Source organism: Candidatus Defluviilinea gracilis, assembly GCA_016716235.1.
Taxonomy (GTDB): Bacteria; Chloroflexota; Anaerolineae; order Anaerolineales; family Villigracilaceae; genus Defluviilinea; species Defluviilinea gracilis.
This window is the reverse complement of sequence record JADJWS010000001.1, coordinates 1-15,639: the sequence shown is the minus strand read 5'-3', so window position 1 is coordinate 15,639 and position 15,639 is coordinate 1. Positions and strand designations below refer to the sequence as shown.

Genomic DNA, 15,639 nt, shown 5'->3' with positions numbered 1-15,639 from the left:
TTCCTAAAGGTTTTATTGCTTCATTAACACCACGCAAATCAAATGTTGTGTTATCAGGTGGTGCATTGAATGGTGTAAATTCAAATAACATGGTTTCATGGGTACTGAAGGTATCAACTATGTCTTACAAACTTATTAATGGAAAAAATACAGCCGTACCATCTGTTGAATGACTCAATTGCAATGTCATAGCCTCGTCTTTATCAAAACGCACACGGACGGTTGAATAATCAATATTTGATTCAACTTCGCTCTGCGTACCTGTATAAACGTAAACACTTATTTTATGTTCTTTGCAACGAAAGACGAGCACGGGAAGAAATTTATCAAGCCAGCCTTGGATTTCTTTTTCAGCAGGAAGTTTTAAAGTGACTGTTTGCGAATCATCGATGGGGGAAATTTCTGTTGTGATTTGCCATTTACCTACTGGTGCTACTGCTTGCGTAAGAACATTTGCTTGAACTGCAGTTTGCGCAATTGCTGTTTGAATCAAGTTCGTGTCCATTGTGGGTACTGCGGTAGAAGAGAAACTTCCGCAAGCCAAAATAACAAAGACTATCCCAGAAAGTATTGCAAGCTTACGCATATCCTACGAGCCTCCCGTCTCTCAAATTTTGGAACCTTGATTCGTGTTTTAAGGTGTTTAGATAAACTCCCTTGTTACATTGCGCCCCCGCGCAGACTCGAACTGCGCTCTTCGGCTCCGGAGGCCGACACTCTGTCCACTGAGCTACGGGGGCGGGTGAAAAAATTTTATCACATGCGAAGGATGCCGCCGCAGTTCAACTGCGGCGGCATCGTGTGATTGCTCACACCTTCGCCACCGGCGCGAGCCTCATCAACTCGGCGCGATAGCCCTCGATGATCTTCATATTCCCCGCCTCATCGCCAACCCTGGCGAGCTGTTCCTTTTTATGCGCCAATTCGCCCAACACCTGATAGAACCGTTTCGTGGGACCGAAACTCCCGGAGGTGAGCGCCGAAATATGCGCGTTGAACTGGAAGAACGAGATGGCGGTTTTGTATTGCTGTTGCGAGATCGCGCCGCTGTTCACTTCCTCCACCAACTGCCGCTTCAAGATGTTGCGCTCGTGCATGATCATCCAAATGATGAACACGGTCATAATGAAATAGCCGAAGTAATCGGCGAGGATGCCGAGGAAGAACCCGCCCTCGCCGCCGACGAGCGAACCGAAGGTGTTATGGAACGAGTGGGTGAGCACGGCAACCACATAACCCGCCGGCACCGCGATGATCTTTACCAGCATGTTTCTGCTCATACGCGCCAGGGCGAAGCCGATACCGGTGAACGCGGTAAAGAACGGATGCATCCAGCCAACCAAGACCACCCGGACCACCACCAGAACCCAGAAACCTTCCCAGCCGCCTTGCTGAAAACCGTTGCGGTAAATGTACAACACGTTTTCGATCGCGGCGAAGCCCATGGCGGTGATTGCGCCGTAGACGACGCCATCCAGGATCGAATCGAACTCCTTGCGGAAAAGCAGGAAGACCACGCCCACCGCCAGCCCTTTCAACGCTTCCTCGATGATCGGCGCGACAATGGAGGTGGTGCCGAAATCCGCCGCGCTTTCCGAGCCGGTCAGCACATAGATGCCGATGCCGAATACCGTGTTCAAAATATACGCGCCGCCCCCGGCGATCACCACGCCCCACACGAACGCCGCGCCGAGCAAGAGTTTCGGCTCTTTCTCATACCGATCCAGCCAGTTCACGAATGCCGCGAACACAAACATCGGCACAAAACCAAAGAAAAACGCTCCAAGTAATGCCATATCTCCTCCAAGAGAATTGATAAGTGGTAACGACTTCAGCCGTTCTTAATAGTTAAAGCAGTTGACGACTGAAGTCGTCACTACGATTCATGCGGGACGTTGAATACCAACCGCGTCCGCTCGATCTTCGTCTCCTCGAACGCGATGCCTAACACATCTAACACCTCTTCGGGTCTGCCCGTTGCGCCCTCGCGCGCCGCCAGCAACATCACGATTGTATCATCCGCCGCTTCCAAGGAATGGATCAATGGACGCAGATCATACTTCTTTCCGCGACGTTCACGGAGGATGGATTCGGATGCCATTGCCGACTCGATCCTCCGCTTCAACTCCGACGGGTCAACTGGTTCGGTCAATTCGACCTTGTACCCCGCCTCGACCACCTGCGTCTGCAAGGCGGGCGCGCGCTCGTCCACTTGTTCGATGTGTGTCACGCGGATGCCCGGCGGGAGCGTTTCGTTGAGTTGTTCGCGCAGTCCATCTAAAACGACATCGCGCTCGAGACGCATATCCAATACCTCGCACGTGGACGAAAACCCCAGCGGCAGAGCCGCCGCGAGACTCATCTTCGGCTGTGGGTGAAATCCCTGCGAATACGCCAGCGGAAGTTCGGCGCGGCGGGCGGCGCGTTCCCACAACTTGTGCAAGTCCAGATGCCCCGTGTAGCGAAGCGGTCCCTGTTTGGAGAATGTGATTCGTATCCGCATGAAATTTGTAGGGCAAGATTAATCTTGCCTTACCGCCTGCGTCTTCAGCCACTGACGAATATCCCTCAGATGCTCGCGGTAATGTTTGAATGTGTTGTTGGCGATGCGGTCGAAGAGATTATGCTCATCAATCAATTTTTGCGACATCTTTTCGAGCATGGTCACAATGGACGAAAATGCTTGAATTTCCTGCGCGACGACATCCTCCAGCGAGACGTTTTTATATTTCTCCACCACCCACGCGTTCGGCGAGTCGTCGTCCAGCAGGGGAGAGCCAAAATCGGGATAGCCGAACTCCTCGCGGAAAGCATCCAACGCGGATTGAGTCTTGCAGGGCGTGTACACTTGCCCGTGCAAAATTTCGTTCATGCGATCCACGATATATAGTTCATAGCCAAGGATGTGCGCGAGAATATCCTTGATCGACCATTTCCCGGTAACGCCTTTCAACGTCATGCGTCGCGTGTAGCCAACGCGGTTCAAGGTCAACTCGAACTTGTCGCGCTCGCGCATCAGTTTGTCAATGAATTGTTTTTTCACAGCAGGCATGTAACCGTTAATCCCCAACCACTGATAACCGATTACTTATCACTTGATCACTGATCACTTTCCGCGAAGGCGATTTCACGTCCGGGCACTTCCATCCCTCGCCGGGATTCTCGCGGCGCATCTGCGCAAAGGTTGGCAAGATTCCGCAGGCGAAACAATCCAAGCGGCAGTCCACGCGGATCTGTCCCTCAAGTGATTGACGGAAATCCTGAAAGAGAAAATTCTTGCGGACCGCGGCAGTGATATGTTCCCACGGGAAGACCTCGTCTGTGCGGCGCTGGCGGTGCGTGTAAAACAGCGGGTCGAGTCCGTGTTCTTCAAAGGCGTTCATCCATGCGCTGTAATTTTTCCCCTCCTGCCACGCGTCGAACTTCGAGCCGTTCTTCCATGCAGAATAAACGACATCCGCCATTTTTCTGTCGCCGCGCGAGAGCCATGCTTCCAAAAACGAATCTTCCGCCGTTGCGAAACTTAATTTGATGTTTCGGTCGCGCCCTAATTCGCGGCGAAGCAGAGTCTGTTTGGCGCGGATCTGCTCCGGCGTGTCGCATGAAACCCATTGGAATGGCGTCTGTGATTTTGGAATGAACGTGTTCACGCCCGCGTTCAATTTGACGCGCATCCCCGCCACTTTGCGTCCCTCGGCGATGACGCGCTTGCACAAATCGGCGATGGCTTGCACATCTTCCAGCGTTTCGCTCGGATGCCCGATCATGAAGTACAACTTGATCGTCGTCCAGCCGCGCGAGTAGATTTCGCGCGTGGTGTTGAGGATGTCTTCATCGGGAATATATTTGTTGATGATGCGGCGCATCCGTTCGGTGGCGGCTTCGGGCGCGAGCGTAAATCCGCCGGAGCGTTTGTCCTTCAACTTTTCCATCAGGTCAATCGAAACCGATTCGATTCGCAACGACGGCAATGAAACTTTGAGATGTGTGCCGCCGAATTTTTCCCCAACTTTTGTGACCAACTCCAACACATTGGTGTAATCGGACGACGACAGCGACAACAGCGCGATCTCTTCAAAGCCGCTGGATTTGATCGCCGCCTCGAGCGCCTCGACCACTTCATCTACGGGTCTTTCGCGGACGGGACGCGTGATCATGCCTGCGTGACAGAAGCGGCACCCGCGCGTGCATCCGCGCATGATCTCGACTGACACGCGGTTGTGGACGATGTCAATGTTGGGGACGATGAACTTCGTCGGCGGGGGAGGCAGTTTGGCAACGACACGCTTGGTAACAATTTTTGGAATATCAGGAATTGTAGGCTCGATGTGCGAGATAGTGCCGTCTTCGAGATAGTTGGTTTCGTAGAAAGTGGGAACGTAAACGCCGGGGATGTGAGCAAGTTGTTGTAATACATCTTTGCGGTGGAAAGTGGAAAGTGGATTTCTACTTTCTACTTTCCACGTTTGCACAGCATCAATAATGTCATGGATTACTTCTTCCCCCTCGCCGATCACGAACGCGTCGATGAACGCGTGCATGGGTTCGGGGTTCATGGTGGAATGTCCGCCGGCGATGATGATGGGGTGGGTCTCGTCGCGGTCTGCGGAGCGGACGGGGATGCCGGCTAAGTCGAGGACGTTGAGCGCGTTGGTGTAGAGAGTCTCATAAGGGAGAGTAAAGCCGACGAGGTCGAAGCAGGCTAAAGGTCGTTTTGATTCGAGCGCGTACAGCGGAATCCCATGCTCGCGCATGAGCGCTTCCATATCCAGCCATGGGGCGTAGGCGCGTTCGGCAAGCGCGTCGTCGCGTTGATTCACTTGGTCGTAGAGAATCTTGAGTCCCACATTCGAGACGCCGATGTCGTAAATATCGGGGAAGACGAACGCGACCCGGGTCTGAATCGAGTCCCAATCTTTGATCGTGCTGTTGAGTTCGCCGCCTACATAGCGACCGGGCTTTTGAACCTTCAACAGGATGCGATCCAGTTTGCTTTCGATCTGTTCAGGTGTGAGCATGGCGAAAATTATATCAGAGGCGCATGGGTACATTTGGGGGATGAGTTGTTATGGTGAACACAGACTGAACTATCGAAACTGAAAAGTGGAAATCGAATCGAGCCGTGTACACATACTTGACGCCGGGCTAAGATTGATTAACTATTCAAAAAGGAGCGAAAGAAAATGAAGAGACTATTATTTATCCTGCTGGCGGTCGCTTTGACCGCCTGCGCCGCGCCGGCGACTCCCACTGCCCAGCCGGTGGCGCCCGAGCCTATTGTTGTGACGGTGGTCGTGGAACCGACTCAAGCCCCGCAGGAGCCACAGCAACCGGTCGTTGTCACGGTCGTGGTTGAGGCTTCGCCTGCGCCCGCGCAACCGACTGCCATTCCGCCCACGCAAGCGCCTGTTGTTGTCGCGCCCACCACTGCGGCTACTGGCGGCGCCATTACGGTAGATGATCTGCTGGGCAAAGGCGTGTTCAGCAACATTTCGGTATCGGGCAATGAATTCTCACTGCGTTGCGTAACGCGCGAACTGACCTTTACGGCAACCGCCAAATTGATCGATATCACAGATGCCGAACTCTTCTATCGGATAAGAGATTACCCGCAAGCGCTCTATGATTCTCCATGGAGAACCGCAGGCAAGATGGATGAGGTCAGCCCGGGCGTGTTCTCGATGGTACTCACCGGTGAAATGATCAACCCCGATTCACGGCAAGACCCAGGTTGGTTCGATTTCCAGATCGTCGGCTTGAACAAAGGCGGCGGTAGGGTAGATGCAACCCAAAAGATCGAGCAATTGATCGTCTATCGGATCAACTGCCCGTAGAAAGCAAACGTCCCGAGGGATCCAATCCTTCGGGACGTTTTTTCGCCTCACTTCGACAAATCTCAGTGCGGCGCATTCGCAGGGACGGTTGATTCAGTCTCCAATAATTTTCACCAGCACGCGCTTCCTTCGCCTCCCATCGAACTCCCCGTAGAAGATCTGCTCCCACGGACCAAAATCCAACTTGCCATTGGTGATCGCAACCACCACCTCGCGTCCCATGATCTGGCGTTTGAGGTGAGAGTCGGCGTTGTCTTCGCCCGTGTCGTTGTGGCGGTATTGACTCACAGGTTCGTGCGGCGCGAGTTTCTCGAGCCATTGTTCGTAATCGTGATGCAAGCCCGTTTCGTCGTCATTGATGAAGACCGATGCGGAAATGTGCATGGCGTTCACAAGTCTGTCACACTTACCACTTCAAAATTTCACCAAATCTGGTTCAACTCCTGTCGAAAAAGAGACGTAAGTCTGCTGATTAACTTGAAGGCATCAAATGGAGTCCTCTTGGCAAAGCCAGGAGGATTTTTTATTCGCCAATAATTTTCACCAGTACCCGCTTGCGTCTTCGTCCATCGAACTCACCGTAGAAGATTTGCTCCCAAGGTCCAAAATCAAGTTTACCACCCGTCACAGCGACGACTACTTCACGTCCCATGATCTGGCGCTTCATGTGTGCATCGGCATTGTCTTCGCCTGTGTCGTTATGGCGATACTGGCTGACAGGTTCGTGAGGGGCAAGTTTTTCCAGCCATTTATCATAATCTTGATGCAGGCCTGATTCGTCGTCATTGATGAATGCTGACGCCGTTATATGTATGGCTGAAATCAAAATAAGGCCTTCTTGGATTTCACTTTCATGGAGGCAGGCCTCTACTTGCTGAGTGATGTTTACAAAGCCACGGCGGGTGGGGAGATTAAACCAAAGTTCTTTACGGTAGGTTTTCACAATAATTATCTTTTTAGATTTTTTTCGTCCTCAATTGCGCCCAAGTGTGGATTCGGGAATAAGCGCAAAGGAAGTCTTTTGATTATAAGTTGTACTATGAAAACTCAATTTGTGGCGAGTACTTTAGAAATAAAATAAAACTGAAACCGTGGGTTACCATAATGAAGATTGAGGCGACGGCGTCCCCTAGAAAAGGGAAATCTATGAGTACCTCAGCGATCATAATGAGCGCCCAGCCAATGCTACAAATACAAGACCACGATAAAAGATTATATATGAACCATCTAAGGCTATATTTCGAGTTATTCATCAAATAATTTTGCAACAAAGAAGTAGAGAAGCCAATTATTCCGCCATTTACAACTCCAATAATAAGTCCTTCCAATGACCATAAAAAGCTATTAAAAAAAGGCGGATTGCCACTATATATAGAGCCATTTGGATTAATTATTTCCATGAAAAAATAATATAGCATGCCTCCTGTCAATCCGCCGACAGCGCCGCCTAAACCCGAAATGACCAAAAAAACATACTGCCTGGCTTTAATTTGACCCCTGAATCTCAGAACCTGGATAATTCCCACACCGAGGGAAACCAAGCATAGGGCAATCGCATCTAAATCGGTGAGGCGAGGACTTTGAGGAGGTAATCCTGGTTCCAAGCGGCTTGGAGTTGCTTGGCATGCATACCGCCTTTGGCGGTTTTCTCCTGTTTGAGCAGATTGAGCGCAATGTGGCGAAGGACGGCGAAGTTTTCAGGAGCTTGATCTTTACGCACACGACTATGGTCTTCCCGCAAAGCCACATCCAAGACCCAGTGCAGTTCATTTTCAATCGCCCAGTGTCTGCGCACCAGATGTAACAATCGTTTCGGGTGACTGGGCAGGCTGGAGATATAGTAGCGTACTGTTTTGGTTTCCTTGCCAGCCACGTTCCGCGTGCACACGAGCATGACAATGCTTTGCAGACCAGCCAGTTTTCTTTGTTACGGATCAAGTTTAGATAGGCAGGATCAGAGGTACTCCAGCATTCTCGAATTTCTATGCGCCCATGTCCCTTATTCGCTGTCTTGTCATAGTCCAGGGAAGCATATTTGAAGTTGTGGGCTTGATCGACCGCAAACACGACCGAAATATCTTCAAACAGACGCCCCTGGTTCTCTTTCACACTCAAAACATAATCTGCCTGAGCTGCGACGATGGTTTGGGCAATATTGGTTTGGGTTCCTATGGCATCTATGGTCACAATACAGCCTGCAAGCGCCAGAATCTTGAGTAATTCGGGGATGGCGGTGATCTCGTTCGACTTTTCGTCCACTTTACGCTGTCCCAGAACAATCTCGTTTTCTTCCGCCCAAGCGCTGACCATATAAATGGCTCGTTTGCCCAGTAGCCGATCCTGCGAGCCACCCAAACGCTTCCCATCCATATTGATGATTTGCCCTGGGATGATCTCATTGACTGCCCAGACCCATTCGTAAAACGCCAACTGGAACTGTTGGGCATCCAACTTCGAGAAGACCCGACCAAAAGTGTCATGCGACGGGATACCATTCGGCAATTCAAGAAACGTGCTCAGCCAGACTATCTTGCTATGCCCAAAATGCTCAATGTCCGTCCAGCCTTCCGCTCCACAGATCACCGCACATATGGCGATGCTGATCAAATCTATGAGTTTATGTTCCTTCGTTCGATCCACCCGCGGATCGCTCACTTTGCTAAAATGCTCGGCGATCGCCTCCAATGGCTTCTTTGTCATGGCTACCTCCTTCAAGATAGCCCTTTTTTACCTCAATTTAGATGCAATCGCCCTAGCATGACGAGGGAGCGCTTTGTTTTGCCTTGCTTGTATAATATCCACGTAAAGTATTATAAATCTCCCCCCGCAATCCGACAACAAACCATAGGATTCCTCGCATCTCATGCGCCTCAAAGTAGACCTCCTTCTCTTCATCGTAGCCGTCATCTGGGGGACGGGATTCGTCGCGCAGGGAGTGGCGGCGCAATACCAAGCCGCGTACTTGTTCAATGGCGTGAGTTTCATGCTCGCCGCGCTGATTCTTATTCCGTTCATCCCGAAAGACGTTTTAGCCACAGAGAGCGCAGAGAAAACAGAGAAAAAGAAAAACTCTCAATGGTCTCTGTGGACTCAGTGGCTATCTAAACTACCCAAACAACAATGGAAGTGGATGTTCATCGCGGGAGCGATTCTGTTTTTCGCCACAGCCTTCCAGCAAGTGGGGCTGTTCTACACCAAGGTCGCCAACGCGGGTTTCCTCACCAGTCTCTACGTGGTGTTCACTCCGTTTTTGCTGTGGGTGATGTTCCGCGAAAAACCGCACTGGGTGGATATGCTCGCGGTCGTCCTGGCTGGGGTGGGGGCGTACTTCCTGTCCACGGCGGGCAGGTTCGAGGTCCAAAGAGGCGACACGCTTGAAGTCATCGGCTCCGCGTTTTGGGCGTTACACGTTGTCGTGCTGGGGCGGTTCGCCTCCAAATTTGAATCCGTTTCGTTCGCGGCGGGTCACTTCTTCATTAGCGGATCCCTCAACTTCCTCTGCGGACTCGCCTTCGAAGACGTTTCGCAACTGACGGCGCTTCCGCTCGTCGGCGCGATTCTTTTCCGCGCTTCGATCTCGGTTGGCATCGGGTACACGCTTCAAGTGTGGGGACAAAAACATACGCCTCCCACCGACGCCGCCTTGATTCTCAGCCTTGAGGCAGTCTTCGCCGGTCTCGCAGGTTGGTTCGTGCTGAGTCAGACCCTCCAACCCATTCAGATTCTTGGTTGTATTGTCATCTTCGTTGCAGTTCTGCTCGCGCAAGTCAAAAGTTGGAATTCAAGTAAAATTGAAACTTCTGAGCCATGAAGATCTTCTTTGAACCGCGAAGACTTGCATTGAGCCTGTTGAAATGACGCTAAGCGCGCCAGGAAATCTTTAATACTTGGCGATCTTCGCGCTCTTAGCGGTAGATAAAAAATATGACAGCAAAAGTTATTCTGAATCCTTACTCAAACCGCTGGAACTCACAAAAGCGCTGGCCCGAAGCCGAAGCCGCGCTCAACGCCGCGGGCGTGAAGTTCGAGTTGGTCGTCTCGCAACACAAGGGACAGATCGTCGAACTCGCCGCACAAGCCGCGCGTGAAAATTTTTCACCGATCATCGTTTCGGGCGGCGACGGTTCGTTGGGCGACGCGGTCAATGGACTGATGCAAGCCGCGCCTGCGGAGGAGGCGATTGGTCCGCTGGGAATCATGCCAACGGGCTCCGCGAACGACGTCGCTTTCGCGCTCGGTCTGCCGAAGGGTCTCAACGAAGCCGCGCGTGTCATTGCAAACGGAAAGACTCGCGCGATGGACCTCGGCAGGCTGAACAATCGATATTTCATCAACAATTCGGGCGCGGGGCTTGAGCCATACGTCACCCTCAAGCATGAAAAGATCCAGTGGATCAAAGGCATCGGGCGTTATCTCGTTGCGGCGGTGCGGGGCATCATGGATAAACCCGACTGGACAGGCAGGCTGACATGGGACGATGGCGAATACATCGGAAAATTTTCTCTCATTTCAATCGGCAACGGAAGGCGCACTGGCGGATTCTTCATGACGCCACACGCGAATCCTTTCGATGGGAAGTTGACTCTCGCCTTCGGCTACCGCGCCACGCGACTCGGACTCTTTCAAGCCTTGCCGCGCGCGTTCAATGAAGACAAAGGCAGTTATGTCGAATTGGAAGGCATGCGCGAAGTACATACGACAAAAATTTCCCTTCACCTCGAATCGCCCTCTCCCGCCCACACCGATGGCGAACTGCTCCCTGAATGGATTCAAGATTTTGACTACGAAATTTTGCCGCAAAAACTAAACATACTGACGGCGTAGAATTTGATCACCGCGAGCGCGGAGAGTTTGAGATTTTCTCCGAGAACTCTGTGGTCTCTGCGGCTAGGAATATTTCATGAGCGACCTCTCCTTTCACCCACTTACTCGAAACCTCTGGAATGACTTCGAAGAACTTTTTGGCGCGCATGGCGCGTGTGATGGCTGTTGGTGTATGTATTGGAAACTGCGCGGCAAAGCCTACGACGAAGCAAAAGGCTACGAAGCGCGGCAGTTGCATAAAAATCAATTAAACGAAGGCGTGGTCACAGGTTTGCTTGCATACCTGCATGGCGATGTGGTCGGCTGGGTGGCGGTGGAGCCGCGCGCGGCGTATGAGAAACTGGCGCACTCCAAAATTCTGAAGCCGGTGGACGAACAGGAAGTTTGGTCGGTGCCGTGCTTTTTTGTCGCGAAGAAGTTCCGCAAGCAGGGCATCAACGTCGAGTTGTTGAAAGCCGCGGTTGGGTATGTCAAATCGAAGGGAGGAAGAATCGTCGAAGGTTATCCTGTGGAGGTTGAGAAAACGATCGCGCCTCCGTTCGCGTTCACCGGGTTGGCGTCCGCGTTCGAGCGGGCGGGCTTCAAAGAGGTGGCGCGCAATTCACCCACGCGTCCGATCTTTCGGTTTGTCATTGAGTAATTTTGGCTCTCCCGTTTTTAACGGGAAACCATTTTTCAAACGCAAAGGACACGACGGTCACAAAGGAAAAACACAAGGAATCTAGGCTCTTTTCCCCCCTTTGTGTCGCTTCGACGAACTCAGCGCAAGACTTTGTGTCCTTCGTGGTGAGGCTCTTTCCCGTTGATTACGGGACACCCGTAATTTTTTAACCAGGACCGTGAGGATCGCGAAGTTTCAGAATTCTTAGCGTTCATAGCGGGCTTCGCAGTTCCACGGTTGTTCCACTCGAGAGAATATGGCATTTCAAGATATTCGCAAAATGCGCAAAGGATGGAGTTGGGATGATATTCGCTTCCTTATTTTGTTTTTCCTTGCCCTCGCCGCATTGCTTGCGCTGAACATCTTCCTCGCGCGGTCCCTGCCCGGCGGCGAGTGGTTGTCTTTACGTTGGAATGGCGCGCGCGCCTTTATGTTCGAGGGTGTGGAGCCGTACAGCACAGCCGTTGCCGAGCGCGCGCAGGAATTGGTCTATGGGCGAACCGCATCGGCGAGCGAGTATGGATACGTGCTGAACGATCCGTTTTACATTGTGTTGTTGTACGCGCCGTTGGCGGTCTTCAGCGATTTTTCGATCGCGCGCGGGATTTGGATGCTCTTCGCCGAAGCCGCATTGGTGGGAACCGTTTTGCTTACCTTGCGCCTGCTCGAATGGCAGGCTTCGCGTTGGGCGCTTATCTGCCTTTTTGCTTTTTCGCTATTCGGTTACTACAGCCTTTTGCCCCTGATCTCCGCGTCGCCCGCAATATTCTTCACCTTCATCTACATCTCAGTCCTGCTCGCGCTCCGTTCCTTCAATGATGAACTCGCCGGCGGACTGCTTGGCCTTCTCCTCTATCAGTGGGAAGTCGGCGCGTTATTTTTTCTATTCATCATCGTCCTGGTCGTTGCCAATAAACGCTGGGCGGCGCTGACCGGGTTTGGCATGGCGCTTTTCGTTCTGCTCGCGGTATCTTTTTTAATGAAGCCAGACTGGTTCCTCCCGTACATTCGCGCGACGCTATCAGATGGGTATCGCGGCGCGGCATTGAACCTCAACGCCATGTTGGAATTTTGGTTCCCCGCTTCGAGGTTTCCTATGGGCGGAGCGATTTCTGCCGCTTTGCTGATCATCGTGTTCATCGAAATGCTTCGCGCGGCACAGGAGCATTTTCGCCGCATTACCTGGGTCGCTTGCCTCGCGCTTGCCGCAACGCCCTTGCTTGGCTTTCCGATGTTCCCGTCCAACTATGCGACGTTGTTACCCGCTTTTATTTTGATCCTCCTGCTTGTATCCGAGCGCTGGAATCGCCGCCCGATCATGGCGGGCTTCATCGTGTTCGCGAGCGGCTTGCTGATCCCATTCGGTTTGTACTACGCGTCGTTTGTTTTTGCATCATACCTGTACAAAGATCTACTCGCGACCCTTCCGCCCATGGCGGCGATCCTCGCCCTGTACTGGATGCGCTGGTTTGCCGTCCGTTCGCCGCGCACGTGGTTCGATCAAGTTGGGTTACGCAAATGAACTGGCGTCATTACCTTATTCTCTTCCTCGTTGGCTTGGCTGTCCCAATCGCGGTCTCGCGCTATCAAAACCTGCCGGGCTACATGGACGCCGATTACTATTTTGCCGGCGGCATTCAACTCGCGCAAGGCAAGGGCTTCACCGAACCCTACATTTGGAATTACCTCAGCGATCCGCAAAGACTCCCCAATCCCTCGCACACATATTGGATGCCGCTGGCGTCCATCATCTCTGCGCTGGGGATGTGGATCATGGGACTCACCACCTACGCGGCTGGACGCGCCCCGTTCATCCTCCTTTCAGCCTGCGCGCCCCTCCTCATCGCCGCTCTCGCTTTCGACATTTCTCGCCAAACCCGCCTCGCCATGGCTTCAGGTTTGCTTTCGATCTTCTCGCTATACTACGCGCCGTTCATGCCCGTCCCTGATAACTATGCCATCTTTATGATTCTCGGCGCGACTTTTTTCCTCCTTGCCCCCCGTAACGAAAAATGGATTCCCCTCGCCCTCGGCGCGCTCGCCGGCCTGTTGACTCTTTCGCGCAGTGACGGTTTGCTCTGGCTCGGTCTTGCGGGGTTAATCCCCCTCTTTCGAATGGAGAAGGCAAGTGTGATTGCGAAAGCCCGCTCTACACTTTCTGCCGGCTTGCTCACCCTCCTCGGCTACATCCTGACCATGGGCTTTTGGCATTATCGCACCTATACCTTGTTTCACTCGTTCCTCGCCCCCGGCGGCGGACGTTTGCTCTGGCTTGAGAATTACAACCAAACCTTCATCTACCCGCTCGACGCATTGACTCGCGATGGCTTCCTGCAAGCAGGCTGGAGCGCGGCATTGCAAGACCGGCTTGCCGCGCTCGCATCGAACTTGGGTATCGCATTTGGCGCGCAAGGCGAGATATTTCTTCTTCCTTTCATTGTTGTTGGATTGTGGGGTCTGCGAAAGGAATTGCGGACAAAGGTCGCGGTAATAGGCTGGCTGATCCTTTTTGCTGTGATGACGGTCGTCTTTCCATTCGCAGGGCCCGCGCGGAAGTTTTTTTCCATGCGGGCGCGGCGTTCCAGCCGATGTGGTGGGCTGTCGCGCCCGGTCGGCTGGACGCCGTCCTTGCGTGGGCGCGCGATCGTGGTCAGTTTAAAGACAAAAACGCGCCGTTTGTATTTCAAGGGATGATGATCTTTCTGGCTGTGTTTATGACGTTCTATCTCGTGAATCTTCGCGTGATCTCCGACGGATGGGCGCAGGATGATGCCGTGTATGCGAAAGTGGAGGAAAAATTTCAGGAAAGTGGAATCAGCCCGAAGGATGTGGTGATCGTCCGTAATCCGCCCGGGTACTTCATCTCATCGGGTCGGGCGGCGGTCGCGTTGCCGTTTGGAGACGAAGCGACGATTCTTGCCGTCGCGGAAAAATTTGACGCGCGATATCTTGTCCTTGAGAAGGGTGGCACGTACGACGCGATTCAAGATTTATACGACATCCCGGAAGGGAACTCAAATTTTATTTTTGTAGGAGAAGTCGATGGCGCGCGCCTCTATTTCATCGAAGCCAACCCTTGATTGGCGCGTGATCGTCGCCTGCGCGGCGCTTGTTGCCGTGGGGCTGTATTTGTTGGTCAGCGCTCTGATTGCTCGTGTCGGCTTTCCGCTTGACGACACGTGGATTCACTTGACCTATGCGAGAAATTTTGCCGAGCATGGTGAGTGGGCGTTTCGACTCGGCGAACAATCTGCCGGTTCCACCTCTCCGCTTTGGACGCTACTGCTTTCGATCGGATATGTACTGCGCCTGGCACCCTATGGTTGGACATTTTTTCTCGGATGGTTGATGCTAACCCTGCTCGCCATTTCAGCCGAAGCCAGCGCGCGAAAATTGCTGACGGGGTATCAGCCTCGCGTCCCTTGGGTGGGAATCTTTTTTGCGTTTGCCTGGCATCTCACCTGGTCGGCAACCTCCGGGATGGAAACCCTGCTCCACGCGTTGTTGATCTTTCTTGTTCTAACAGCTCTTAGCGGCGGCGCGAAGCGCTATGCTATGTTGGGTCTGCTTGCCGGTCTCAGTGTGTGGGTTCGTCCCGATGGAGCGACATTGCTGGGTCCGATTTTATTTACGATTGTCTTCAATGAAAAAAATTGGTCCTCGCGCGGTAGATCGGCTGTCTCTGCGTTGATCGGTTTTGGGGTTTTGTTCCTTCTGTATATGTTGTTCAATCTTGCGCTGTCCGGTAACCCGATGCCAAATACGTTCTACGCCAAGCAAGCGGAGTATCAAGCCGCCTGGCTCGACCAACCGCTGAAAGACCGCCTATTCGATGATTTGGGCGCCCATTTTTGCGAGCCTCTTTCATTGCTTTGTTCCTGGCGCAGTAGGGTGGGTGGGCAGGGCACCTGGAATCGAAATTGGGGCGCGTTGGCTGGGGTGATCTGGTTTATTGGATATATCTTGATCATTTCCTGCGGTTGCCTCCTATCAACACGGGCGTTACATCATCCCTGCTTTTCCCATCCTTTACCTGCGGGGATTGTTAGGCATGGCTGGGTTGCGCTGAGTGGCAACATCGAATCTGCGCCTGAAATTTCTGTGGACGACTCTGGTCGCGGTGTTCTCGGTATTGTTTTTCATCCTGGGCGGGTTGCAAAATGCGGATGATGTGCTCTGGGTGGAAAGTGAAATGGTCGCCACTGCCGAATGGGTGAAACAAAATATCCCACCCGACGACACCCTCGCCGTTCATGATATCGGCGCGATGGGATATTTTGTCTCAAATCCGCTTGTTGACCTTGCCGGGTTGGTTGATCC

At 52.7% G+C, this 15,639-nt stretch carries 14 protein-coding genes, 1 tRNA gene and 2 pseudogenes; 8 read left to right on the top strand and 9 right to left on the bottom strand.

Annotated elements, in window-relative coordinates:
* Window positions 1-124 precede the first annotated feature (124 nt).
* The 6 genes from IPM31_00085 to IPM31_00060 form a co-directional block, all read right to left on the bottom strand.
* Entirely contained in the window at window positions 125-586 is a 462-nt protein-coding gene (locus IPM31_00085) for a hypothetical protein (GenBank protein ID MBK9005371.1), read from the bottom strand.
* An 82-nt stretch (window positions 587-668) separates the two neighbouring features.
* Window positions 669-740 (bottom strand) — tRNA-Arg (locus tag IPM31_00080).
* 69 nt (window positions 741-809) lie between these two features.
* The gene (locus IPM31_00075) at window positions 810-1,796 is read right to left on the bottom strand and encodes a PrsW family intramembrane metalloprotease (GenBank protein MBK9005370.1); all 987 of its coding nucleotides are present in this window, start codon (window positions 1,794-1,796) and stop codon (window positions 810-812) included.
* Window positions 1,797-1,876: 80 nt separating this feature from the next.
* On the bottom strand, window positions 1,877-2,503 hold the full coding sequence (locus tag IPM31_00070; GenBank protein ID MBK9005369.1) for a DUF2344 domain-containing protein: 627 nt from the start codon (window positions 2,501-2,503) through the stop codon (window positions 1,877-1,879).
* 18 nt (window positions 2,504-2,521) lie between these two features.
* Window positions 2,522-3,043, bottom strand: a complete 522-nt coding sequence (locus IPM31_00065; protein ID MBK9005368.1) for a ClbS/DfsB family four-helix bundle protein — start codon at window positions 3,041-3,043, stop codon at window positions 2,522-2,524.
* Between the two features lie 16 nt (window positions 3,044-3,059).
* Entirely contained in the window at window positions 3,060-5,051 is a 1,992-nt protein-coding gene (locus IPM31_00060; GenBank protein ID MBK9005367.1) for a TIGR03960 family B12-binding radical SAM protein, read from the bottom strand.
* A gap of 132 nt (window positions 5,052-5,183) precedes the next feature.
* On the opposite strand from IPM31_00060, the gene IPM31_00055 reads away from it, so the two are divergent.
* Window positions 5,184-5,834 (top strand): hypothetical protein, encoded by a 651-nt coding sequence (locus IPM31_00055; GenBank protein MBK9005366.1) that lies wholly within the window; start codon window positions 5,184-5,186, stop codon window positions 5,832-5,834.
* Window positions 5,835-5,927: 93 nt separating this feature from the next.
* Here IPM31_00055 and IPM31_00050 read toward each other — a convergent pair.
* The 3 genes and pseudogenes from IPM31_00050 to IPM31_00040 form a co-directional block, all read right to left on the bottom strand.
* Window positions 5,928-6,230 (bottom strand): annotated as a pseudogene (locus IPM31_00050) (YjbQ family protein).
* A gap of 127 nt (window positions 6,231-6,357) precedes the next feature.
* The gene (locus IPM31_00045) at window positions 6,358-6,777 is read right to left on the bottom strand and encodes a YjbQ family protein (protein ID MBK9005365.1); all 420 of its coding nucleotides are present in this window, start codon (window positions 6,775-6,777) and stop codon (window positions 6,358-6,360) included.
* 615 nt (window positions 6,778-7,392) lie between these two features.
* Window positions 7,393-8,534: pseudogene (locus tag IPM31_00040) on the bottom strand (ISAs1 family transposase).
* Window positions 8,535-8,697: 163 nt separating this feature from the next.
* Between IPM31_00040 and IPM31_00035 the strand changes: the two are divergent.
* From IPM31_00035 to IPM31_00005, 7 genes are all read left to right on the top strand, one after another.
* Window positions 8,698-9,645 (top strand): DMT family transporter, encoded by a 948-nt coding sequence (locus IPM31_00035; GenBank protein ID MBK9005364.1) that lies wholly within the window; start codon window positions 8,698-8,700, stop codon window positions 9,643-9,645.
* A 113-nt stretch (window positions 9,646-9,758) separates the two neighbouring features.
* The gene (locus IPM31_00030; GenBank protein MBK9005363.1) at window positions 9,759-10,658 is read left to right on the top strand and encodes a diacylglycerol kinase family lipid kinase; all 900 of its coding nucleotides are present in this window, start codon (window positions 9,759-9,761) and stop codon (window positions 10,656-10,658) included.
* A 76-nt stretch (window positions 10,659-10,734) separates the two neighbouring features.
* Window positions 10,735-11,298 (top strand): GNAT family N-acetyltransferase, encoded by a 564-nt coding sequence (locus IPM31_00025; protein ID MBK9005362.1) that lies wholly within the window; start codon window positions 10,735-10,737, stop codon window positions 11,296-11,298.
* 277 nt (window positions 11,299-11,575) lie between these two features.
* Window positions 11,576-12,841 (top strand): hypothetical protein, encoded by a 1,266-nt coding sequence (locus IPM31_00020; GenBank protein MBK9005361.1) that lies wholly within the window; start codon window positions 11,576-11,578, stop codon window positions 12,839-12,841.
* Window positions 12,838-14,013, top strand: a complete 1,176-nt coding sequence (locus IPM31_00015; GenBank protein MBK9005360.1) for a hypothetical protein — start codon at window positions 12,838-12,840, stop codon at window positions 14,011-14,013. Before IPM31_00020 ends, IPM31_00015 begins: the two co-directional genes overlap by 4 nt.
* Before the next feature lie 20 nt (window positions 14,014-14,033).
* The gene (locus IPM31_00010) at window positions 14,034-14,399 is read left to right on the top strand and encodes a hypothetical protein (GenBank protein ID MBK9005359.1); all 366 of its coding nucleotides are present in this window, start codon (window positions 14,034-14,036) and stop codon (window positions 14,397-14,399) included.
* Window positions 14,362-15,489: a hypothetical protein gene (locus IPM31_00005; protein MBK9005358.1), complete on the top strand. Its 1,128-nt coding sequence runs from the start codon at window positions 14,362-14,364 to the stop codon at window positions 15,487-15,489. Before IPM31_00010 ends, IPM31_00005 begins: the two co-directional genes overlap by 38 nt.
* Window positions 15,490-15,639 lie beyond the last annotated feature (150 nt).

Excerpts from the sequence above, each read along its gene's own strand:
- IPM31_00010 (MBK9005359.1), top strand. The coding sequence starts at position 14,034 with ATGACGTTCTATCTCGTGAATCTTCGCGTGATCTCCGACGGATGGGCG.
- IPM31_00070 (MBK9005369.1), bottom strand. The coding sequence starts at position 2,503 with ATGCGGATACGAATCACATTCTCCAAACAGGGACCGCTTCGCTACACG.
- IPM31_00060 (MBK9005367.1), bottom strand. The coding sequence starts at position 5,051 with ATGTACCCATGCGCCTCTGATATAATTTTCGCCATGCTCACACCTGAA.
- IPM31_00025 (MBK9005362.1), top strand. The coding sequence starts at position 10,735 with ATGAGCGACCTCTCCTTTCACCCACTTACTCGAAACCTCTGGAATGAC.
- IPM31_00075 (MBK9005370.1), bottom strand. The coding sequence starts at position 1,796 with ATGGCATTACTTGGAGCGTTTTTCTTTGGTTTTGTGCCGATGTTTGTG.
- IPM31_00020 (MBK9005361.1), top strand. The coding sequence starts at position 11,576 with ATGGCATTTCAAGATATTCGCAAAATGCGCAAAGGATGGAGTTGGGAT.
- IPM31_00035 (MBK9005364.1), top strand. The coding sequence starts at position 8,698 with ATGCGCCTCAAAGTAGACCTCCTTCTCTTCATCGTAGCCGTCATCTGG.
- IPM31_00055 (MBK9005366.1), top strand. The coding sequence starts at position 5,184 with ATGAAGAGACTATTATTTATCCTGCTGGCGGTCGCTTTGACCGCCTGC.
- IPM31_00085 (MBK9005371.1), bottom strand. The coding sequence starts at position 586 with ATGCGTAAGCTTGCAATACTTTCTGGGATAGTCTTTGTTATTTTGGCT.
- IPM31_00015 (MBK9005360.1), top strand. The coding sequence starts at position 12,838 with ATGAACTGGCGTCATTACCTTATTCTCTTCCTCGTTGGCTTGGCTGTC.
- IPM31_00005 (MBK9005358.1), top strand. The coding sequence starts at position 14,362 with ATGGCGCGCGCCTCTATTTCATCGAAGCCAACCCTTGATTGGCGCGTG.
- IPM31_00030 (MBK9005363.1), top strand. The coding sequence starts at position 9,759 with ATGACAGCAAAAGTTATTCTGAATCCTTACTCAAACCGCTGGAACTCA.